The 21,287-nt window shown below is 63.6% G+C and carries 20 protein-coding genes; 13 read left to right on the top strand and 7 right to left on the bottom strand.

Annotated features, from left to right (window positions below):
- The first annotated feature begins 10 nt into the window (after positions 1 to 10).
- A complete protein-coding gene (locus tag HGQ17_RS02830) occupies positions 11 to 1,111 on the top strand; it encodes an FAD-dependent oxidoreductase (protein ID WP_168886418.1) in 1,101 nt (366 codons plus the stop codon).
- On the opposite strand, the gene HGQ17_RS02825 is transcribed toward HGQ17_RS02830, so the two are convergent.
- From HGQ17_RS02825 to HGQ17_RS02805, 5 genes are read right to left on the bottom strand one after another with little or no spacing between them, the layout of a single operon-like run.
- Entirely contained in the window at positions 1,108 to 2,487 is a 1,380-nt protein-coding gene (locus HGQ17_RS02825) for an NAD(P)/FAD-dependent oxidoreductase (protein ID WP_168886417.1), read from the bottom strand. The genes HGQ17_RS02830 and HGQ17_RS02825 overlap by 4 nt on opposite strands.
- On the bottom strand, positions 2,480 to 3,598 hold the full coding sequence (locus tag HGQ17_RS02820) for an ABC transporter ATP-binding protein (protein WP_168886416.1): 1,119 nt from the start codon (positions 3,596 to 3,598) through the stop codon (positions 2,480 to 2,482). Before HGQ17_RS02820 ends, HGQ17_RS02825 begins: the two co-directional genes overlap by 8 nt.
- Before the next feature lie 8 nt (positions 3,599 to 3,606).
- Positions 3,607 to 4,407 (bottom strand): ABC transporter permease, encoded by an 801-nt coding sequence (locus tag HGQ17_RS02815; protein ID WP_168886415.1) that lies wholly within the window; start codon positions 4,405 to 4,407, stop codon positions 3,607 to 3,609.
- Positions 4,404 to 5,279: an ABC transporter permease gene (locus HGQ17_RS02810; RefSeq protein WP_168886414.1), complete on the bottom strand. Its 876-nt coding sequence runs from the start codon at positions 5,277 to 5,279 to the stop codon at positions 4,404 to 4,406. Before HGQ17_RS02810 ends, HGQ17_RS02815 begins: the two co-directional genes overlap by 4 nt.
- Positions 5,280 to 5,295: 16 nt before the next feature.
- The gene (locus HGQ17_RS02805; RefSeq protein ID WP_168886413.1) at positions 5,296 to 6,399 is read right to left on the bottom strand and encodes a polyamine ABC transporter substrate-binding protein; all 1,104 of its coding nucleotides are present in this window, start codon (positions 6,397 to 6,399) and stop codon (positions 5,296 to 5,298) included.
- Between the two features lie 240 nt (positions 6,400 to 6,639).
- On the opposite strand from HGQ17_RS02805, the gene manA reads away from it, so the two are divergent.
- Positions 6,640 to 7,809, top strand: a complete 1,170-nt coding sequence (gene manA / locus HGQ17_RS02800) for a mannose-6-phosphate isomerase, class I (RefSeq protein WP_211090337.1) — start codon at positions 6,640 to 6,642, stop codon at positions 7,807 to 7,809.
- Complete coding sequence (locus HGQ17_RS02795) at positions 7,806 to 8,345, top strand: GtrA family protein (RefSeq protein WP_168886411.1); 540 nt, start codon at positions 7,806 to 7,808, stop codon at positions 8,343 to 8,345. Before manA ends, HGQ17_RS02795 begins: the two co-directional genes overlap by 4 nt.
- Here the strand turns inward: HGQ17_RS02795 and HGQ17_RS02790 are convergent.
- The gene (locus HGQ17_RS02790) at positions 8,342 to 9,040 is read right to left on the bottom strand and encodes a TIGR03089 family protein (RefSeq protein WP_168886410.1); all 699 of its coding nucleotides are present in this window, start codon (positions 9,038 to 9,040) and stop codon (positions 8,342 to 8,344) included. The genes HGQ17_RS02795 and HGQ17_RS02790 overlap by 4 nt on opposite strands.
- A 187-nt stretch (positions 9,041 to 9,227) precedes the next feature.
- Here HGQ17_RS02790 and HGQ17_RS15655 point away from each other — a divergent pair, with 187 nt between their 5' ends.
- The 8 genes from HGQ17_RS15655 (at position 9,228) to ahcY (ending at position 18,113) form a co-directional block, all read left to right on the top strand.
- The gene (locus HGQ17_RS15655) at positions 9,228 to 9,773 is read left to right on the top strand and encodes a WhiB family transcriptional regulator (RefSeq protein ID WP_324615158.1); all 546 of its coding nucleotides are present in this window, start codon (positions 9,228 to 9,230) and stop codon (positions 9,771 to 9,773) included.
- A 33-nt stretch (positions 9,774 to 9,806) separates the two neighbouring features.
- Positions 9,807 to 13,259 carry a glycosyltransferase family protein gene (locus HGQ17_RS02780; protein WP_168886409.1) on the top strand — a complete coding sequence of 1,151 codons (3,453 nt, stop codon included), beginning with the start codon at positions 9,807 to 9,809 and terminating at the stop codon, positions 13,257 to 13,259.
- A complete protein-coding gene (locus HGQ17_RS02775; RefSeq protein ID WP_168886408.1) occupies positions 13,256 to 15,067 on the top strand; it encodes a DUF5719 family protein in 1,812 nt (603 codons plus the stop codon). The genes HGQ17_RS02780 and HGQ17_RS02775 overlap by 4 nt, the downstream gene beginning before the upstream one ends.
- 43 nt (positions 15,068 to 15,110) lie before the next feature.
- A complete protein-coding gene (locus HGQ17_RS02770; protein WP_168886407.1) occupies positions 15,111 to 15,488 on the top strand; it encodes a hypothetical protein in 378 nt (125 codons plus the stop codon).
- A gap of 13 nt (positions 15,489 to 15,501) precedes the next feature.
- Entirely contained in the window at positions 15,502 to 15,987 is a 486-nt protein-coding gene (locus HGQ17_RS02765) for a hypothetical protein (protein ID WP_168886406.1), read from the top strand.
- Between the two features lie 63 nt (positions 15,988 to 16,050).
- Complete coding sequence (locus HGQ17_RS02760; protein ID WP_168886405.1) at positions 16,051 to 16,416, top strand: DUF3499 domain-containing protein; 366 nt, start codon at positions 16,051 to 16,053, stop codon at positions 16,414 to 16,416.
- Between the two features lie 47 nt (positions 16,417 to 16,463).
- Positions 16,464 to 16,628, top strand: coding sequence for a Trm112 family protein (locus tag HGQ17_RS02755; protein WP_168886404.1), 165 nt, complete (start codon positions 16,464 to 16,466; stop codon positions 16,626 to 16,628).
- 9 nt (positions 16,629 to 16,637) lie between these two features.
- Positions 16,638 to 18,113 (top strand): adenosylhomocysteinase, encoded by a 1,476-nt coding sequence (ahcY, locus tag HGQ17_RS02750; protein WP_168886403.1) that lies wholly within the window; start codon positions 16,638 to 16,640, stop codon positions 18,111 to 18,113.
- Here ahcY and HGQ17_RS02745 read toward each other — a convergent pair.
- On the bottom strand, positions 18,110 to 18,958 hold the full coding sequence (locus tag HGQ17_RS02745) for an RDD family protein (RefSeq protein WP_168886402.1): 849 nt from the start codon (positions 18,956 to 18,958) through the stop codon (positions 18,110 to 18,112). The genes ahcY and HGQ17_RS02745 overlap by 4 nt on opposite strands.
- Here HGQ17_RS02745 and HGQ17_RS02740 point away from each other — a divergent pair.
- Positions 18,951 to 19,940: a stage II sporulation protein M gene (locus HGQ17_RS02740; RefSeq protein WP_324615157.1), complete on the top strand. Its 990-nt coding sequence runs from the start codon at positions 18,951 to 18,953 to the stop codon at positions 19,938 to 19,940. The genes HGQ17_RS02745 and HGQ17_RS02740 overlap by 8 nt on opposite strands.
- Positions 19,941 to 20,025: 85 nt before the next feature.
- The gene (locus HGQ17_RS15465) at positions 20,026 to 21,264 is read left to right on the top strand and encodes a lipoprotein intramolecular transacylase Lit (protein ID WP_168886401.1); all 1,239 of its coding nucleotides are present in this window, start codon (positions 20,026 to 20,028) and stop codon (positions 21,262 to 21,264) included.
- Positions 21,265 to 21,287 lie beyond the last annotated feature (23 nt).

Raw genomic sequence — 21,287 nt, 5'->3', positions numbered from 1 at the left:
AGGGAGAGATATGAAGATCGCAGTTGTCGGAGTAGGCACCATGGGAGCCCAGGTGCTGTGGCAGCTTGCCCAGCAGGGGCATGACGTAACCGGCTATGAGATCTTCTCCCCGGGGCATTCCAATGGCGCCGCAGGTGGTGAGACGAGGCTCTTCCGCACCATTCAGGTCGAAGACCCCGGTTACACGCCCATCGCTGACCGGGCCGATGACCTCTACCGCAAACTCGAGGCGGATTCGGGCCTGCAGCTGCGAGAGATCACCGGGGCGCTGGTGATGGGCGATGCCGACAGCCCAGATATTCAGACCGCACTGCGGGCAGCGGAAGCCTCCGCTCATCCCACCCGGATTCTGAGCCGGGAGGAGTCCCTGAAGGAGTTCCCCGAATTCGGTCTGGACCCCAATGATGTGACGATCTGGGACGGTCATGGCGGCATCATCAAACCTGAGCTGACTGTCTCCGCAGCAGCCGCCCAGGCTGAACGGCATGGTGCTGAGATCCGCCGGTCGGCCCGGGTCAACAGCATCGAGCAGGCTGGCGATACTGTCACCGTGACCGCCGACGGACGCAGTGAATCCTATGACCGGGTGGTGGCAGCCCCAGGGGCCTGGACCAACGTGCTCTTCCCGGAGATGGCAGAACTCCTGCAGATGCGCCGGCTGGTCTCGGCCTGGTTCTTCCCGAAGAACCTCGGCTACCTCGATAAGGTGCTGCCCTTCCTGCGGACCAAACCCACCTATGTCTATGGGCTGCCCTATGCAGACCGGTCAGCCATGAAACTGGGGCTGGGCTCCGATGCCGACCAGGCGGTGCCGAGTCCGGATGAAGTGGATGTGCGGGTACCTCAGAACTTATTGGACCAGTTCATCTCAGCGGTGGAACGCTATATGCCGGGCCTGCAGCTGCACCCCATGCGTTCAGCCTCCTATTTCGAGTCCTTCACACCCACCGGATATGAATACGTGCGCGCCCACCCCGAGATGCCGGGTGTGATCGTCATGGCCGGGTTCTCCGGGCATGGTTTCAAGATGGCCCCGGCCTTCGGTGAAATCGGAGCAGCATTGGCCCTGGGGGAGGGCCCCAGCGTAGACCTCAGCTTCTTGGAGGCTTAGCGTCCCGAGACCTTATGGCCGATAGTGGCCAATGCGGAGGTCTTCTCCCCGCCATCGCGGCGTTCGGCTGAATCAGCGAGCCGGTAGAGCTTATAAACCCCATTGGATCCCAGCCACCGCAGGGGTTCTGGCTCCCAGTTCTTCGGCGTCGGACGAACCCAGGTGGAACGCGTCAGCTCCGTCTCCTCCCCGGCCAGAAGTTCGGCAGCAGTGCGGCCGGCCAGATAGGAGGCGGTGACCCCCTGGCCGGCGTAGCCGCCCAGCTGCAGCAGCCCCGATTCAGGCCGGTAGTCGATGAAGGGGGACCAATCCCGGGAGACCCCCAGCACCCCGCACCAGGCATGGGCCGGTGTCAGCTCGACCTGCGGGAAGAGTTCCTGGACAGTGTCGGCCAGCTGCCGGACAGTCTTGGGGTTGAGCTCACCGTTGGTATCTGGGGCTGATCCCCAGTTATAGGGCTTGCCCCGGCCGCCGATGGCGATCCGGCCATCGGCAGTCTTCTGCGCGTAGAAGTACATATGCTCAGCACAGCTGACCAGTTCACTGTGTTCCCAGCCGATCCGGTCCAGATCCTCTGGATCCAGTGGTTCGGTAATGATCATTGAGGAGAGCATCGGCAACAGCTGGCGTTTCCGGCCGGGAAGTGCCGCGGTGTAGCCCTCGGTGGCCAGGACTGTGGTCTCTGCGCGCAGGGTGGCATACGGGGTCTGGACGGTGTCACCGCTGATATCGGTGACTTCGCTGTGCTCGTAGATCTCGACGCCGAGATCTGTGCAGAGCTTCGCCAGGGCGTACATCATTTTTGCCGGATGCAGCCCGACAGCGTGTGGAGAGTAGACAGCACCGTGAAGATCAGAGGCTGCCACTCGTTCGGCGGTCTGTTGTGCACTGAGCAGGCGGACATCTTCCTCGTGGTGGCCCCATTGGCGTTCCTGCTCAACATAGGCACGCATTCTCGCCATCCCGCTGGGGGTGCGCGCGATCTGCATCCACCCACCCTTGGCCGCACCGATATCGACACCGGTGCTCTCCAGGAGGTCTCGCGCCTCGTCGACTGCGGCGAATAAGCGGCGTTCCATCCAGAGGGCTTCAGCCGAGGTCTTCCCGCTCTTGAGCAGGTTCTTGCGCAGCCCCACGGTTTTGCCGCTGAGCCAGCCGCCATTGCGCCCGGATGCACCATAGCCCACGCGTTCCTTCTCCAGGACCACCACCCGCTGGCCGGGGGAGTGCTTGGCATGCCAATAGGCAGTCCACAGACCGGAGAGCCCACCACCGATGATCACCAGGTCAGCTGATGCTTCACCCTCCAGCCGGGGCCGTGGTCCGTGGGGGTCCGGAGCATCATGCAGCCAGAAGGAACCAAATCCATTACGCATGTGCAGGTTCCTCACTGGTCTCCTTGGCAAGGATCCGGGCATCAGCGGCAGCCCAGCTCAGGGTCACCTCTGAACCGATATCGGCAACCTCGCCGCCGATATCCTCAGCGCGGACGATACCTCCACCATCGGGCAGACCCACCCGGTACTTCACCGCATTGCCCACATAGGTGATGTCCTCCAGGAACCCGGTGACCGAGCACTCTCCGGTGGCGGCAGTATCGGCAGAAGCTGCGGCGTCGTGGATTGAGATGTTCTCCGGTCGAATCATCATCTGCGCGGGGCCTGTCCACCCCAACTCTTGGGTGGTGTCGGTGGCGAAGACAGTCCCGGAATCGGAATGGAACTGGCTGTTCCGGTAGTCACCGGAGATCATCAGGGATTCGCCGACGAACTCGGAGACGAAGACGTTCTCCGGCTGCAGGTACAACTCACGGGGCGTGCCGACCTGGACCACTTTGCCCTTATTGAACACCACGATCCGGTCCGAGAGGGCCAGGGCCTCATCCTGGTCATGGGTCACAAACACCACTGTGGTGCCAAGATCCCGGTGGATCCGGCGGATCTCCTGCTGCAGCTGTTCACGCAGGGCCTTATCCAAGGCGCTGAGAGGTTCATCCATCAGCAGCAGCGGAGGGTTGAAGCAGATCGCGCGGGCCAGAGCTACCCGCTGACGCTGACCGCCGGAGAGCTGGCTGGGCAGCCGGTGCCTGAACTCAGTCAGTCCCACCTTCTCCAAGGTCGCGGTCACATCTTTCTCCCGCTGGGCTTTGGGGACCTTACGCTGTTTGAGCGGGTAGGCGACATTCTTCTCTACGCTCATATGGGGAAAGAGCGCATAGCCCTGGAAGACCATGCCCAGATTGCGCCGGTGCACCGGCTGGTCGGTGAGGCTCTGACCGGCCAGGGTGATCTCCCCGGCCGTGACGTCTTCGAATCCGGCAATGCAGTTCAACGTGGTGGTCTTGCCCGAGCCGCTGGGCCCCAGGAAGGTGATGAACTCTCCGGGTTCGATGGAGAGGGTGACGTCCTGGATGGCGGTGAAGGACCCAAAATTTTTGGTTACACCGTCGAGTTCCAGAGCTGCACCCGGGGTCTGTTCAGAAGTCATGGGGGCTTCTACACCTTTCGTTTCTTACGAGTGAAGATCGCCGTCAGAGCGATAGCGGTGGTGAGGATGATGATCAGGGTGGCAGCCGCAGCAATTGTGGGGTCGACTTCGCGCTGGACTGAGGTGAACATCCGCACCGGAAGGGTCTGCAGTGCCGGGCTGGAGATGAACGCCGAGACGATCACCTCATCGAAGGAGGTGATGAAGGCGAAGAGGAACCCGGAGGCCACGCCCGGCCAGATCACCGGCAGGGTCACGGTCATAAAAGCCCTGATCCGGCCTGCTCCCGAAACCCAGGCAGCACGTTCGAGCTGGGTGTCATAGGCGACTAGGACGGCCCCAACATTGACCACCACAAAGGGTAGGGCCAGCATCGTATGGGCCAGGACGAACCCGGCCATTGTGCCCACCAGGCCGGTGCGCAGGAAGACTGCATAGACACCGACACCGAAGATCACTGCTGGAATGAGGATGGGGGAAACCAGCAGACCATTGGACAGTGTTTTGCGGAACCCCGATGTCTTGCTCAGCCCATAGGCGGCAAGGGTGCCCAGAATGCTGGAGATGCTGGCTACTAATAGGGCGATCTGTAGGGAGTTCAACAGTCCGCCTAACCACTGGGGGCTGGTGAAGAAGTTCTCATACCACTCCAGGGAGAACCCTGGGGGAGGGAAGGCGAAGGACCGCTGCGGGGTGAAACTCAGCGGAATCACCACCAGAGTGGGAGCGACCAGCCAGAAGGCGATCGGCACACACAACAGGTAGAGGAACAGGCGGGACTTCTTGATCTTGGGGCGATTCTTGGTCATACCTGGGAACCTCCTACCGGGCCCAGCTTCAGCCCCAGGGCCTTTGTGACCAGATAGACCAGGACGAAGGCCATTCCCACGGTGAACAGCAGAGCCACCGCCAGGGCGCCACCGCTTCCCCAGTTGTTGAGGTCACGGATCTGGTTGAACAGCGCATTGGGCAGGATCTGCTGCCGTGGCGAGCCCAGCAGTGCCGGCACCACATAGAAGCCCAAGGACAGGATGAACACGATCAGCGCACCGGAGAGCACACCGGGCAGGGACATGGGCAGATACACGGTGAAGAAGGCCTTGATGGGCCGGGCGCCGAAGGTCTGGGCCGCCAGCGGGATCCGCATATCAATGGACCGCATCACCGAGACCATGGGCAGCACCATGAACGGCATCAGCACCTGGACCATGCCGATCAGCACAGCCGTTTGGGTGCCCAACAGCTGAATAGTGGGCAGTCCCAGGGAGCTGAGCATCGTATTGAGCACCCCGTTGTTCTGCAGGATGATGATCCAGGCGAAGGTGCGCACCATCATCGAGGACCAGAACGGCAGCAGGACGATCAGCGTCATCGCTGCCTGCATCTTGGGGCCAGCTGTTGCCATCACATAGGCATAGGGATAGGCGATCACTGCGGTAAGAAGAGTCGCCAGTCCCGCCAGCTGGAAGGTTCGGATAATCACATCGACTGCGGTCTCGCTGGTCAGCAGCCATTGGAAGTTCTGCAGCCCCAGTTCGGGTTCGGTGACACTTCGGATAAGCACCAGCACCGTGGGGACTACAAACGCGACGAGAACAATGACTACTACTGGGACGACAAGAATGCCGTAGGGCCCCAGAGATCGACGAGCGGGCTTCGCAGCAACAGTTTCGGCTGCCATGGGCCTGCCTCTCTATTTAGTTGATGAAGGCCGACCAGGCCTCGGTGATCTCATCGATGTTCTCGGCCCAATAGGCCCAGTCGATCTCGATGGACTCATCCAGGACTTCGGGGGCGGAGACATCGAACATCTGAAGGTCCTCGTCGAAGTCCGGGTCGGAGTTCTCATTCACCGGGGAGTATGAGGTCAGCTCAGCCATCTCCGTCTGCTGGGTCTCACCGATGGCGTAGTTGATGAAGGCATGGGCGGCCTCGAGGTTCTCCGTGTCCTTAGGGATGGCGAAGGTGTCAGCCAGCACGAAGTTGGCATCCCAGGTGGGACGGAAATTGGCCCCGCCGACATTGCCCTCATAGATCCGGCCGGTCCAGCCGAAGACGATATCGGCCTCCCCGCCCTGGATCTGCTGGGTCTGCTCGGCGCCAGTTGTCCAGAAGGTCAGATCATCCTCGATCTCCTCCCATTTGGCGATGGCCCGGTCAATGTCCAGGGGGTAGAGGTCACCGGGGTCCACACCATCGGCCAGCAGGGCGGCCTCGAGAGTTCCGCCGGTGGGCAAGGGGTTGCCGTTGACTGAGCGGGTCCCGGGGTAGTTCTCGGTATCGAAGAAATCCTCCCAGGTCTGTGGTCCGCCGTCCTCACCGTATTCGTCGGCGTCGTAGGTGATGCCGTAGCCGTAGAGCAGGGATGAGATATAGCAGTCCCCGAAGGGCAGGCTCTCCGGATACTCGGAGAGATCGATGAGGTCGTAATTCAGGGGTTCGTAGAGCTCATCACAGTAGGCCTCGTTATAGACGGGGCTGTGGTTGACCACATCCCAGGAGACATTGCCGGCCTCGACCTGCGCTCGCAGCTGGGCGTCATCGATGGGGCCGTCCTCCAGGACCTCGGCTCCGGTCTCCTCGCCGAATGGATAGGCGAAGGCCTCAGCCTGACCGTCCTGGAACCCGCCGCCGTAGGAGACGAAGGTCAGAGTGCCTCCCTCCAAGGAGTCGGCAGGAACCTCACCGGCAGTGGGGTCTTCGAAGACCTCGGCGTCGACTTCGGCGCCACCACCCTGGGCGCAGGCTGTCAGCGCCAGCAGGGCAGCAGAGGTCAAGGATAATGCGAATTTCTTAGACACGGGTGTCCCCTCTTGCTAGTTAACTTCGTCTTATTTGGAAAGTGTAAGAGCGACTTTACGGGAACCGGTGAATAAGTTGTTTTCTAATATGTTTCGGAATTGTAACATTTTACCGAAGCGGGGATTGGGGTGTGACGTTGTGCACCTCGGGGCTCGTTCACAGGTGATTTTGGGCAAAAAGCCGCGATCTTGCCGACCTGCGCTGGTAAAGTCTCCTCGGTGTTCAGGATGATCAACCCCGTGCGAGATTACGCATGGGGCTCGCAAACAGCGCTCAGTGAAGTCTTCGGCTGGGCGCCATCTGCGCATCCCCAGGCAGAGGTCTGGATGGGTTCTCATCCGGCCGCGCCCTCCCAGCTGATCACCGAGGATGGCGAACACCAGCAGATCCCGGAGCTTCCCTATCTGCTGAAGGTCCTGGCCGCAGAGAAGCCGCTTTCCATCCAAGCCCACCCCAGTAAGGCCCAGGCCCAGAGCGGATATGCGGCCGAAGAAGCTGCTGGGGTCGCCATCGGTGCGGGGGAGCGCAACTACAAGGACACCAACCACAAGCCTGAACTCACGGTCGCCCTGACACCCTTCAGCATGCTCTGCGGCTTTCGCGAACCGGCACAGATCATGGCCGACCTCAACGCAGTCCAGCGGCTGATCGCCGAAGGGGACCTCGCACTGGCCATCGAAAGCCTCAGCGTGGACATCCTCCGCGAGGACTATTCGGCAGCCCTGGAGACCGCCCTGCGTGATTCCACCGGATTGCTCACGGTCGCGGCAGAGGAGCTCACCTCCCGCAATCTCAATAACCTCGAGCCCCAACTGGCCGACACCCTGAGCCGAGTGACCTCCGGATTCCCCGGCGACCCCGGGCTCTTCGTGGCCCTGATGCTCAACCGCATCGACCTCGAACCAGGCGAGGGCGTCTATGTCCCCGCCGGAGTGCTCCACGCATACCTCCACGGCGTCGCCGTCGAACTGCAGGCAACCTCGGATAATGTGCTCCGCGGTGGACTCACACCCAAACACATCGATATCCCCGAACTGCTGAAAGTCACCACGACCGAGGTGATCAGCGACCCCAGGCTGGCACCGGAGCAGCCCAGCGGAGAGCTCACCGGTGGCCGCCACCTGTGCTACGCCCCGGACTCCGAGGACTTCGAACTGCACAACTTCGAAGTTCAGACCGAGGAGCTCAGCGCCGGCTGGGAGCTCACAGCGCCAACCATTCTGCTGGCCACCGCAGGTAAACTGACCATCTCCGGCCGGATCACCCTCACGCCCGGTGAATCAGCCTTCATCCCCGCTGGCACCCGCCTCACCCTGACTGCCGAGACCCCAGATCAGGGGGCGGCACAGGCCTATCTGGCCACCACGCCCGGGGCGCTGCGAACAGACCATGAAAAAGGAGCCCTGTGAAGAAACTCTGGACCCGGGGAGTGGGACTCTTCCGCCTGCTCTGGCGTGAACTGGCCAAATTCGGCGTCGTCGGAGGGGTAGCCTTCCTCATCGACACCGCCGTGTTCCTGTGGCTTATCACCGGCCCCATGGACGACTCCCATGTGAAGTCCAAGGCCATCGCCGTGGCCGTGGCAACCCTCTTCTCCTGGGTGGGCAACCGGTACTGGACATTCCGCCACCAGCGCACCCGCACCCGGATGCGGGAACTGGTGATGTTCATCCTGATGAACGTCATCGGACTGCTGATCATGTCCGGCTGTGTGGCCTTCAGCTTCTATGTGCTGGGCCTGCGCAGCGAATTCGCATCCTTCGTCTCCGGCTCCATCATCGGTATGGGCCTGGCCATGGTCTTCCGGTTCATCGCCTATAAATACTGGGTCTTCACCGGCGAGGGTGATGCCGAGACCGCCAAGGCAGCCGCACACGCCGCGCCTTACACCGGCCAGATCCCGGCCCTGGACACCGAAACTGCCAGCGGAGAAACCGAGCGCTAAACACCCTCGTTGCTGCGGATCAGCTCGGCCAGTTCTGCATCCGGCTGACCATCAGTGAGGACGACGACGCCGCCCTGGGCCCAGGTGCCCAGCATCCGATCATTACTCTCCGGCGACCACTCGGTCAGCAGCAGTGGCCCCTGCTCGCCGCCGGTGTTCGCCGCAGCCGGCAGAGGAACCTCAGGCAGCGGCATCAGCAGCTGATCAGGATGCTGACGCACCTCCGCGGAGACATCCAGCACCCAGGCCGGGATCTCCTCGCCGGTGGCTTCCTCGAAGGAGGAGTCCAGCATGCCCAAGGAGAGCGCGGCCAGCTCCGCGTCACCCAAGGTGTCCGAATCCACCCAGCTCAACGGCTGGTCAGTAACGACGACGGCGGCCTCAGGCCAGCCCTCTGAGCCCAGCGCGACCTCCGCGCCCATGGCCCCGGCGGCCAGACTGGCTGCTGCCGCCTTCCAATGCGGGGGAGCGTCGATGAGCACCTCATCGCCTTCGGTGAGGTCATACTCCTCGTTGAAGAGCCCGATGAGCTTGGTGACCCAATTGGCCAGAACCTGTCCCGAGAGCTCAACACGGGTGTCTGCGGCGGCATAGTGAACAACGGCAGGCTGGGGCCGGGATCCCAGGTGATCAAGCAGCTCGGTAAAATCTGTGGGAACTTTTCCTGACGAGCTTCCCAGGGTAAGCGGACTCATTATTCGACTCCTCCCGCCGAAACTGCAGGTCGCGGCGTCGTTAGGCGGATTTTCGCGCCACGCCCGGTGTTGGGCGACGCGCCGAAGGCACTTGACGAATGTTTACTCACACCAGTGTAATTAGGTGCAGACATTGACCGATACGAACCAGATACGCGTTGGATGCGCATTGGGGGAGGCCCACATCATGGGGAAGGCACAGCGGCTGAGTAAGATCAGCCCCGAGCAGGACGAGACACCTGCCCGCAGCAGCGGGCTCGATGTTCCCTCGGACTGGTTCGTCGACCCCGCTGACCCCTCTGCGGCCGAGAAGCTGGAGCACGGCAAGTCTCTGGACGACCAGGCAACTGCGTTCCTGGCCGCCGCCGAAGCCGCGGAGTCACAGCAGAGCAATGGCACTGTCACCGCCCTGAGCGAGGCGCCTTCCCGCCGCGCTGAGTCCGATGAACAGACCAATGCGGACTCCGTCTGGCTCGGCATTCCCACACTCATCCCGGCCGAGCAGATCGAGGGCGAACTGGCCTGGCAGGTCGACGCTCTCTGCGCCCAGACCGATCCCGAGGCATTCTTCCCCGAGAAGGGCGGATCCACTCGGGACGCCAAAAAGGTCTGCGCAGCCTGCACTGTCAAACAGGAATGCCTGGACTACGCACTGGCCAATGACGAGCGATTCGGCATTTGGGGCGGACTCTCCGAACGGGAGCGCCGCAAGCTGAAGAAACGAGCACGGTAGGTGCCGGCAGCACATCCAAGGGAGGGTCAATAGGTGAGCAGCCCCGCTGCTCAGATCCGCATCGCCGCCGTCGTTCTGCATGATGGCGGCGGTTTTACGTCTGCCGCCCTCGGGGAACAGACCCGCCAGCCCGACCAGATCATCGAACTGAGTTCCCCCAATTACTCGGGGGTTCAGGACCTGTCCCGATCGCTGCGCTCGGGGCTGATCACCGACCGTCAGCACGCCCGCAGAACACTGAGCCCACCAGGACCCGGCGGAGCCCAGAACACTCAGCTGTGGCGGAACCTCGAACGCCAGCTGGGTGAGGGGTTCACCCCCCGCTACCAGTGGCTGTGGATCCTGCCCGCCGGCACAGTCCCAGCACCAGACGCGCTGGAGCGTCTCGAAGAGCGACTGTTCACCGTCCAGGACGAACAGACCCACAGTCAGATCGGCATCATCGGTGCCAAAGAGCTACACGAACCCATCGGCCAAGAGGCACGGCTGGTCAGCGCCGGACTGTGGCAGACCCGATCTGGGGAAGTCCTCACCCGCACTGAACCCATGGAACTGGACCAGGGGCAGTACAACGGGCGCGACGACGTCCCCGCGGTCCCAGCCCACGGCATGCTCATCCGAGCTTCAGTCCTGGGCAGTCTGGGAGGCTTCAACCCAGAACTCTCCGACCACTACGCTGCCGCTGAGTTCTGTGCCCGAGCCCGGGAGACCGGCACCCATATCGTGCTGGAGCCCACCGCCAGGGTCTACCGCACTGATCCGCCCAAACGCGATGTCCTGCACCGGCTCGGCGGCACCCTCTGGCTGCCTGCTGCCCAACGGCGCAGCCAGATCCGCGCCAGGCTCTCCGAGGCATCTCCGGCCGCGGTGCCCTTCCTCTGGTTGGGTATGTGGTTCAGCGCCCTGCTGCGGCTGTTCGCCGTGGTGGTCTGCAAAGCCCCAGGGCTGGCCGCCGGGCAGTTCCTGACAGCTGCCGCGGCCCTGCTGAACCTAGGCTCCATCTGGCATATCCGTCGGTTCCGCAAGATCGGCTACCGAGCAGCCCTGAGCAGAAAGAACACACCGGGGCGGCAGGAGGCCGCTGATGAGAAACCCCTGCCCCAGGCAGAGGAACTCACACCGACCCAACTGCGGGCCCAGCGTCGACGGGACATCACCGCAGAGACTGTCGGCGAACACGCCCAAGACAAGCCCGGCGGCCACGGCACGGCTCCGGTTTCTCGGCGGCGAGAGGACAAACTCGGACTGCTGCTGGTGGTCGCGTTCCTGGCCGGGGTCTCCCTCTTCGGCTTCCGTGAACTGCTGACCAGCCCCGCACTCAGCGGGGGAGCGGCCCTCCCGGCCGGAGGACTCTTCGAGGTCTGGCAGCAGAGCCTGAGCTTCCTGGTCTCCGATTCCCTGGGCGAACGCGCCGCAGCAGACCCCTTCAACCTGGTGCTGCTGATCCTCTCAGTGCTGAGCCTCGGCCATGCCTCAGCGGTGCTGTTGTGGGTGATGATCCTGGCCGCCCCGCTCAGCGCCCTGACTGCCTGGTGGGCCGCAGGACTGTGGAGTCCCAGGACCTTCCACCGGGTGATCGCAGCCGCCATCTGGGCACTGCTGCCGGGACTGCACACCGCAGTGGGCCAGGGACGGATCGGTCCTGTGCTGGCTCATATTCTGCTGCCGCTGGCAGTGCTGGCCACGGTCAAAGCCGTTCGGGCTCGCCGGGGACTCAGCGTTGGACGTGAAGCTGCCGCCGCCGCGGCCCTGCTGCTTGCGGCTGTTACGGCCGCCGCCCCCATCCTTCTGGTGCCGGTGGTGCTGGGCTGTGTGATCGCCGCCCTGCTGCTGGGCCGCTCCGGACGGGTCCTGTGGCTGCTGCCCATCCCGGCCCTGGTGGTCTTCGGGCCCATGGTGATCTCCACTGTGGACCGTGGCGGAAACCTCCTGGCGGCCCTGCTCTCTGAGCCGGGAAGACTGCTGCCCACCAGCGAAGCCGGAGCACCGGCGGCGATCTGGCAGCAGCTGCTGGGCTTCTCCCACTACTTCACCCCGCGAGAGGGCCTGCCCGGCACCGGCGGCGACGGCAACCTCGCCTGGCTGCCCCCAGAATTGGGCGATGACTTCTGGTCTCTACGCATGGCACTGCTTCTGGGAGCCCCTCTGCTGGTCATCGCGCTGCTGGCGCTTTTGGCAGTGGGTCGCCGCGGCCTCGTACTCACTGCGGGACTCACCAGCTGTGGTCTCCTTGGCTACTCTGCCCTGGCGGCCAGGGCCACTACAGGAGATGTCGCCGGTGAGCTCGTCCCGGCCAATATCGGCCCGGTGGTCTCCGCCCTGGCGCTATGCCTCATCGCAGCCGGGCTCAGTGCCCTGCACACCTCCACTGCTGCCGAATCCTCCCTCGGCGGGATCTTCGCGCCGGTGGCCACGACCCTCCTGATTCTGGCGATCTTCGCCTCAGCCGTGCTCTGGGCCGCACCCCGGCTGCTGCCCAACTCCACACTGGATGAGAAGACCGTCACTGCGGTGAACAGCCAAGAGGTGCTGATCCAACCCGGTCAGACCCGTTCTCTGCCGGCCACTGCGGCAGATCAGGGCACCGGCCCAGCCAATCTGCGCACCCTGGTGCTCAACAGCACCCCCGGCGGTGGTCTCACCGCAGAGATCGTCTCCGGCAGCGGCAAGACCTTGGATAAGGTGCGCACTGCGGCCGAGGTAGATGATCTGCCCCTGCTGGCCACCGATATCCCCGGTCTGACAGACCCCGAGCAGCCACCGCAGCCAGCCAGCGAACTGGACCGCACCCAGGAGCGCCTGGCCGAACTGCTCGCGGCGCTGGTGATCCCCGGCTCCGATGAGGTCAGTCCCCTGATGGCAGAGCTGGGCATTGGTTATGTCCTGGTGGAACAGGGCACTGCGCTGAGCCGAGCAGCCGATACCTCCGAGGGTCTCGTCCCGGTGGGTGAAACTGGCTTCGGCAATCTCTGGCGCCTGGATCCTGGCCCAGCCGAAGGGCTGGCCACAGCCGGCGGAATCTCCGGAACCGGAACTGCCTGGGCGCGTATCGTCACCGCCGAGGGCGAACCAGTGGCACTGCTGCCAAGCCAGAACAACCAGCTCAACCTCGACCTCAGCGAGGTCACCACCGCTGATGGCAGCACCCTGACGCTGGAGGAAGGGCAGGACTACTACGTAGAGATCGCCGCTGAACGAGCTGCCGGCTGGCATGCAGAGCTCGACGGCGACCGCCTCCGCCCGGTGACTCCACACAGTCTCGATGTGGATCCTGAGGAACTGGGCTGGATCCGGCAGTTCCACCTTCCCGCGGAGGCGACCTCCGGGGAGCTTCAGGGACAGCTGAGCATCAGCCATAACTCCCAGTTCCAGTACCCCATCCTGATCGGTGTGGCCGGAGTTCTGCTGATCTTCCTGCTGGTGGCCCTGCCCCTGCCACGCAGCTGGCGGCTCCAACAGGTCACCGCCGGGGAGGTGAAGGCATGAGCCCCAATAAGGTCAAAAAGCATATCCGCGCCCAGCGGAAGCTGCGCAAACAGCAGGCCCGTCAGGAACAGCGTGCTGCCCGCCAAGAGGAGAAGCTGGCCAAACTCCCCGAGGAGAAACGCCAGGAGCTGGAAGCCAAACAGGAGCAGACCAGCGGCAACCGGGTGGGCCAGATAGGCGCCGTTGTCGTCGGCCTTGGCATCATCGCCGCAGGTGCAGGTTCGGCCGGACTGGAGTTCATCAATGGGGGCGCCTCCCAGCCGTCGGCCGTCTCGGCGCATTACGAACCAGCCCCGGCGGTTCCGCAGCGACTGGTCTGCCCACCTATGCCCGGTGAGCCGGACAGTCTCAGTGAACAGGGTGTGCTGGAGTACGACGACCGGGACGATTCCGCGCAGCTGCAGCGCCTCGGGCTGCTCTTCGCCGCCGCCGATGGGCGCACCCCCGCCTCCGACTGGGTCCCACTGACCCAAGAAGGACGTGGGGAGGCCGAGTCCATTACCGAGGCTGGTGAGGATTCAGAGAACGACGACGCCGCTACACTGGCTGAACGCAGTCTCACGCCTTTGGCTCAGGATGAGGGTCCAGGTTCCACGGTTCTGCAGGTGCAGACTCTGGAGGAGGTCGCCCCTGAGGATGCCCCGGCGGCCCTGAGTGGGCTGACCTACCAGGCCGATTCCGGTGCCGTGACCGGGCTGGCGGCAGCCGAATGTGTTGAGCCTCAGCGCAATCAGTGGTTCCTGGGACCGGAGACCGGTTCCGGAGCGAACTCCCTGCTGACCCTGGCGAATCCCTATGACCGGGACGCCACCGTGGAGGTCACCACCTACAGCCCCGAGGGAGCAACGGGCGATCTCGGCCGGACCAGCCTCTTGGTGCCGGCGGATTCTGTGCGCACGGTGAATATGGCCGCACTCACCGATGGTGAGAACTCCCTTGCTGTAGAGGTTGCTGCTACCGGAGCCCCGGTGGCCGCGCATCTTCAGTCTTCTCGGGCCGATGGCGGCACCGGTGAAGGCACCGAACTGCTCAGCGGGCAGGCGGAACCTCGTCAGCAGCATCACCACTTGGGAGTTCCGGTGGGGCATCCGGAGCGGGACCCCGAGCTCTGGTTCCACAATCCCAGCGATGAAGTTGTGACCGTGGAGCTGCAGGCCTATAACCAGAACGGTCAGGCCGCCACGGAGACACCCGGGGTCTTCCACCTGGACCCGGGGCAGGTCTCGGTGCTGGGGCTGCATGGTCTGGAAACCGGCACCTATGAGCTGATCATGAACTCCGATCAGCCGCTGTATTCGGCAGTGCGCAGCGCCGGTGACGGTGAAGCAGTGGAGGTCGAGGAGGAAGAGACCGAGCTCGATCCGATCACCGGCGAACCCCTGGAACCTCAGGAGGATGAGGGGGAACCCGCCCCTGACTTCAGTTGGACTGCGCCGGTGGAGGGACTCCAAGAGGGTTCTGGGGCTCTGTTCCCCCAGGCGGCTGAGGGTGAACTTCGCCTGTTGGCCCCACCAGGTGAAACTCCCGCTGAGGTGACCTACCGGCTCTTCGATGCGGCGGGCAATGCCTCAGAGGAGCTCAGTGCGGAGATCCTTCCCGGTACCAGTGCGGTAGTGGAGATTGATGAGCTCGCCGAGCAGGCAGAGGATGCCGGTTTGGATGAGGTCTTCGCGCTGGTTGTGACTGATGTCGAGGGTGAGGCCTATGGCGGGATTCTCGCCGTGGACTCCCAAGGACAGTTCACCAGTATTGGACTGAACCCCATCGGCTCTCTGACTCAATATGTTCCCATGTGGCTAGTTCCCTAGAACCGTCCAGAAACCTCCAAATTTCCTTCGTAGGCTGACATGCATGAAGGAACGGAGAAACCTGGCGGTAGCTGCCGGATTCGGGGGAGTGCTGGCTCTCAGTGCCTGTGGTGACAGCGCCCCCGAGCGAGTACTGACCGAGGAAGAGGTGGAGGAGCTCCTTACTGTGCCAGTGTCGCTGCCGGAGGGATTCGATGCAGATCGAATGGTCGATGAACTTTATGACGACTACCAAGCGGATGAGTCCGAAAAGATCCGAACCTCGGGCAGCATCACCTACCCCGGTGAGGACTCATCAGTGGTGGACATTCGCATCCGCTCAGCTGACCCCCTTCTGGATCTGGGACGAGATCGATACGCTGAGTATTCGATAGCCTGCCTCGAGGAGACTGACGGGACTGTAGAAGTCCTAGAGATATGAATCGAAAAGCAGGGTGGGTAGCCGCTGGAGTAGTTGGAATTCTGGGTTTGACGGCCTGCGGTTCCGATTATCCGGGGATGAATACGAGCCCAGGGCTTACAGCGAGGGCGGGGACTACGGCGTAGAAACTGCGGAGTTCGTGGAACAGCAGACTTATCAGGCTGAGGGGCTCCACAACCAGTATGACGACTGGGCAGAGGACGGCGAGATCGCAGATAATCCAGCCATTGCCTTCCCGGTCGAAGAACGGGAGAACTACGAACGCATCTGCCGCGAGCGATTGGAGGACGCGGAGGTCGATGACCTCGAAGCAGGCGAGATGACCGGCTGGCTCCAGGAGACTGACCGCGGCGAAGTCACAGGCGTACTGGCCGGCGTCTACGGCGAACACACCACCGTCACCCTCCACAGTGAAGGAACCGACGCCGAAGTCATCCGCAACAGCCTGGATGAAATCGCCGAGTACATCGAAGACCAACTGGCCGAGATCGAGGACTGAACCAGACACGGCTGATGATGAGGTCCGCCGAATCTGGGTGCCGGCTGGGTAGGCTCTGAGGCTGTGGATTCCAAGCGCCGATGCACCAAGTCCAGCTGCGGGAAACCGGCAGTGGCAACCCTGACCTACTCCTATGCCGACTCCACGGTGGTGGTCGGGCCGATCAGCGTCTATGCCGAACCGCATACCTATGACCTCTGCGGCGACCACGCCGACTCCGTCAACGCTCCCCGCGGCTGGGAAGTGCTGCGACTGGACTACGAGCGGAAGAACCCCGACGACGACGGCGACCTCCTGGCCCTGGCCGATGCCGTGCGCGACCAGCCCGAACCCGAAGCCCCGGCCGCCCGTCAGGCGCCCCAGAAGCTGACCCCACCGGAGGGCGCCTCCTCCGGGGTATCCCGAGGAAACCTGCACCTGCTGCGCTGAACCGCCGCCGGCTCTGACCAGGGCCCTGTGCCTTGTAGGCTTGGACTATGCCCGCATCACCGCAGCTTGACCCTGCTGTCCTGGAAATCCTGCGCTGCCCGGTCACCGGCAGCCGCCTCACACAGGAGGGCTCGGAACTGGTCACCGTGGACGATCCCGCCCGTCGGTACCCCATTGACCAGGGTGTGCCCAAACTTCTACCGAACGGATGACCACCACCTATGAGCTTTGACTACAAAATCGCCGACATCTCCCTCCACGAGGCAGGCCGCCACCAGATCCGACTGGCCGAACATGAGATGCCCGGCCTGATGGCCCTGCGTGAAGAATACGCCGAGGAACTGCCCCTGGCCGGTGCGCGGATCGCCGGCTCCCTGCATATGACCGTGCAGACCGCTGTGCTCATCGAAACCCTCACCGCACTCGGTGCTGAGGTGCGCTGGGCCAGCTGCAATATCTTCTCCACCCAGGACGAGGCCGCCGCGGCCGTCGTCGTCGGCCCCAACGGCACCCCGGAGGACCCCCAGGGCGTTCCCGTCTTCGCCTGGAAGAACGAAACCCTCGAAGAGTACTGGTGGACTGCCACCCAGATCTTCGCCTGGCCCGGAGTCGACCAGGACCCCAGCAAGGGCGCAAATATGATCCTCGACGACGGCGGGGACGCGACCCTGCTGGTGCATAAGGGTGTCGCATTCGAAGCAGCCGGGGCTGTGCCCTCAGCAACTGATGAGGACCCCGAGGAATACCGGATCATCCTGCAGACCCTGCGCGACTCCCTGGCCGAGAACCCCCAGCGCTGGACCGGAATCGCCGGTGAGCTCAAAGGCGTGACCGAGGAGACCACCACCGGGGTCAACCGGCTCTACCAGCTGGCCCGGGACGAGCGGCTGCTCTTCCCCGCGATCAACGTCAACGACTCAGTGACCAAATCGAAGTTCGACAATAAATACGGCATCCGGCACTCCCTGCCCGATGGCATTATGCGCGCCACCGATGTGCTGCTGGGCGGCAAGACCGCCGTGGTCTGCGGATACGGTGACGTCGGCAAGGGAACCGCCGAGGCGCTGCGCGGCCAGGGCGCACGAGTGGTGGTCACCGAAATCGACCCCATCAACGCCCTGCAGGCGGCCATGGACGGATTCCAGGTCGCAACCCTCGACGACGTCGTCGAAGAGGGCCATATCTTCATCACCTCCACCGGAGGGAAGGACATCATCTCCGCAGAGCAGATGTCCCGGATGCGGGATAAGGCCATCGTGGGCAATGTCGGCCACTTCGACAACGAGATTGATATGGCCGGACTGGAGAAGACCCCAGGGATTCAGAAGATCGAGATCAAACCCCAGGTGCATGAATGGGTCTTCGAGAACGGAAAATCCATCATTGTGCTCTCTGAAGGCCGCCTGCTGAACCTCGGCAACGCCACCGGACACCCCTCCTTCGTGATGTCCTCATCCTTTGCCAACCAGACCATCGCCCAGATCGAACTGTTCGCGAAATCCCATAAATCCGGACACAGCGGTCACGACACTTACCAGAACCAGGTCTACACCCTGCCGAAGGTGCTCGATGAGAAGGTCGCCCGCCTCCACCTGGATGCTCTCGGTGCCCGGCTGAGTGAACTCACCAAGGAACAGGCTGACTACCTCGGCGTCGATGTCGCCGGGCCCTATAAGCCCGACCACTACCGGTACTAGGAGTAGGGCAGGGCGTGGAGGCGCTGCTGGAGGCTGAGCTGGCGTGACTGCTGCTGGACCATGCGCTGGTACTCGCGGTTGCGCCGCTCAGCCATCACCGCGCTGAGAAAATCCAATGAACCAGTAGGCGGCGGGGCCGGGGCGATATACCCGTAGATCTCATCGGCCAGCCGATCGGCCACCTGCAGCACTGCAGGCCGATCAATACTGGTCCCACCGCGCTCGACTGTGCGCAGCAGCCTCGCGGCCTGGGCGGCGGTGGTATCCGGGATCCGGCCGATATCGGCAATCTGCGCCCAGGCAGCCAATGGGCCAGGCACCGGCAGCATCATCGGCCGCACTCTGGGATGACGGGCCTTGATCGCATAGGTGCCGGCCATAATGTCACCCATCCGCTTTCCCCGAGGGTTGAAGATCGCCGCCAACAGCGGCATCAGCCCCAGGGTCAGATAGAACTCCCCGAAACCGGCCAGTCCTCGGATGAAGGAATGCCGGAACCGGATGGTGCCTCCGTCGTCGCGGACCACCCGGATGCCAAAGGCAAGTTTGCCCACCGAACGGCCCCGGGTCAGAGTCTCAATGGTCACCGGCACCGCCACCAGGCACAGCACCACAGTTGCCAAGGAGACCGCCGCCGCCATCGCGGGGTCGAGATAGCCGAAGGCCCCGGCGTTGATGCCCAGCAGGAAGAACAGAATCAGCAGGGCGGCCCAGTAGATGATCAGATCCACCAAAAGAGCAGCCCCGCGGGTGATCAGTGAGACAGAGGGCAGGTCGAGACTGACTGCCTCGCCGGTCACCACAGTTTTCACAGTCCCCAGCTTATAGGCTGGGGGAGTGGACATTGATGCGTTCATCGCCGTACACCAGCCGCAGTGGGACCGGCTGGAGTATCTCGCTGGGCGCCGGCGGCTCAACGCCACCGAGACCGATGAACTGCTCCAGCTCTACCAGCGGGCCTCCACACACCTTTCGATGATCCAGGCGGTGGAACCTGATTCCCAGGTGGCTGCTCAGCTCTCCGCCCAGATCGGACGGGCCCGGGCGCATCTGACCGGCACCGGGGAGAACCCCCTGGCGGGAATCGGCTTCTTCTTCACCCAGTCCCTCCCGGTGGCCTTCTACCGGCTGCGGTGGCTGACGGTGATCATCGGTGCCGCATTCCTCGCCCTGGCGCTCTGGGCGGGCTGGTGGACCTACCACCACCCACAGTTGGACCTCATCATGCCTGAGGCCGAACGTCAGCAGTACGCCCAGGCTGACTTCGTCTCCTACTACTCTGAGCACCCCAGTTCATCCTTCGCCTCCCAGGTCTGGACCAATAACGCCTGGATTGCCGCCCAATGCATCGCCTTCGGTATCACCGGGATCTGGCCGGTGTTCATCCTGGGGCTCAACGGGTTCAACGTCGGAGTCGCCGGGGGCATCATGCATGAACAGGACGCAGCCGCAGACTTCTGGGTTAATATCCTCCCGCATGGGCTGATGGAGCTGACCGCAGTGTTCATCGCCGCAGCCGCCGGGCTGCGCATCTTCTGGGCCTGGGTCGCCCCCGGCCAGCAGAAACGGCTGACCTCAGTGGCGGGGGAGGCGCGCCGGCTGTTCACCGTGGTGCTGGGCCTCGTCGTCGTACTTCTGGTCTCCGGCATTGTGGAGGGCTTCGTCACCCCCGCGCCCTGGCCGGATTGGCTGCGCATCGGCATCGGTGCCCTGGTGCTGCTGGCCTACTGGGTCTATACCCTCGTGCTGGGCTCCCGAGCGGCCAAAGCCGGGGTGACCGGAGACCTCGGCCGGTATGACTCCGGAAGCCACGAACTGACCGCCTAGCGACTCTCCGAGCGTGTTCCGCCCCAGGCCAGGCGCCTGCCCGTACTCTTGAAGTTGGCAAGTAATGCGTGGAGAGGCGATTGAAGTGAGTCAGAACCCCGACGAATCGCGTGAGACCAACGCGGAGGAGAAGGACTTCGAGTCCGGCCTGGACTACGGGGCCTTCGCCTCCGAGGAACCCGACTTCCCCGAGGAGCGGCTCGGCGAGGATACTCCCGAGACCGAGCAGGCTGAAAGCCCCGCCGAGGAGGACGAGCCCACCCAGGTCGTCCCGCCGGTGGCCGGAACCGGTGCTGCCCGCCCGGCCCAGAGCCCTGCGGCTACCAGCCCCGTGGCCGCCAGCCCCGCCCGGTCTCCTGAGGAGGACGAGCCTCAGCACACCACCGCTCTCGGCGGTGCTGCCGCCGCGGCTGCGGTGCAGCGTGAGCAGCAGACCACCACACTCGAGCGGGAAGAGCCTCGCCAGGAGCGGGAACCCCGCGAGCCCTACCGTGCCGCCCCGCATGTCGGTGGACCGCCACAGCGTCCTGCCGATGTTGCCCCCAATGACGAGCTGACCGAACAGGACATCGCCGAGGAAGCCGCAAAGTCCAAGCGCGGCATCTCCCGGTTCTTCACCGTGCTGGTGGCGATCTTCACCCCGCTGATGTTCATTGTGCTGGCCATCCGGCTGGTGGGCTCCCCGCTGTTCCTCTACGTGACCTACGCCCGCCCCGGCTTCCCCGCGGACCCCGATGGATGGGGGCTCTCGGAACGGCTGCTCTACGGCTCCTACGGCACCGACTTCCTATTCAACCTCTCCGACTCCCGCTACCTCTCACAGCTGGCGCCCGGTGGTGAAGCTCTCTTCACCGAAAACGAGGTCTCCCACATGATCGATGTGAAGGTCCTCATCTGGTACGCCATGGCAGTCGGCGTCGGACTTCTGGTGCTGACCCTGCTGCTGGGACTGATGCTTCGGGCATGGCGCCCCGGCGGATTGGCCCGCGGTATCTTCGCCGGTGCCTGGGCGACAATCGCCCTGGTCATCGCCCTTGCCGCCCTGGCCATCTGGGACTGGCAGTTCTTCTTCGAGGAGTTCCACCACCTGTTCTTCCCGCAGGGCAACTGGGCATTCGACGGCGGAAACCTCATCCGCCTCTACCCAGGACAGTTCTGGGTCGATGCAGGTATCTGGCTGGCTGGCTTCCTGATCCTGTTCAGCCTCATCGCACTGCTGATGACCTGGCCCACCAAGCGCCGCCGCGAACTGCGCGCCGAGCGGCTGGAAGAGGTGCAGGCACGCAAGCGCGCCAAGCTCGAGGAGCAGGCCCGCGCCATCTGAGCAGTAACACCGCCGCCCCGAGG

Source organism: Nesterenkonia sedimenti (assembly GCF_012641515.1).
GTDB lineage: Bacteria > Actinomycetota > Actinomycetes > Actinomycetales > Micrococcaceae > Nesterenkonia > Nesterenkonia sedimenti.
This window is presented reverse-complemented; position numbering and strand designations above follow the sequence as displayed.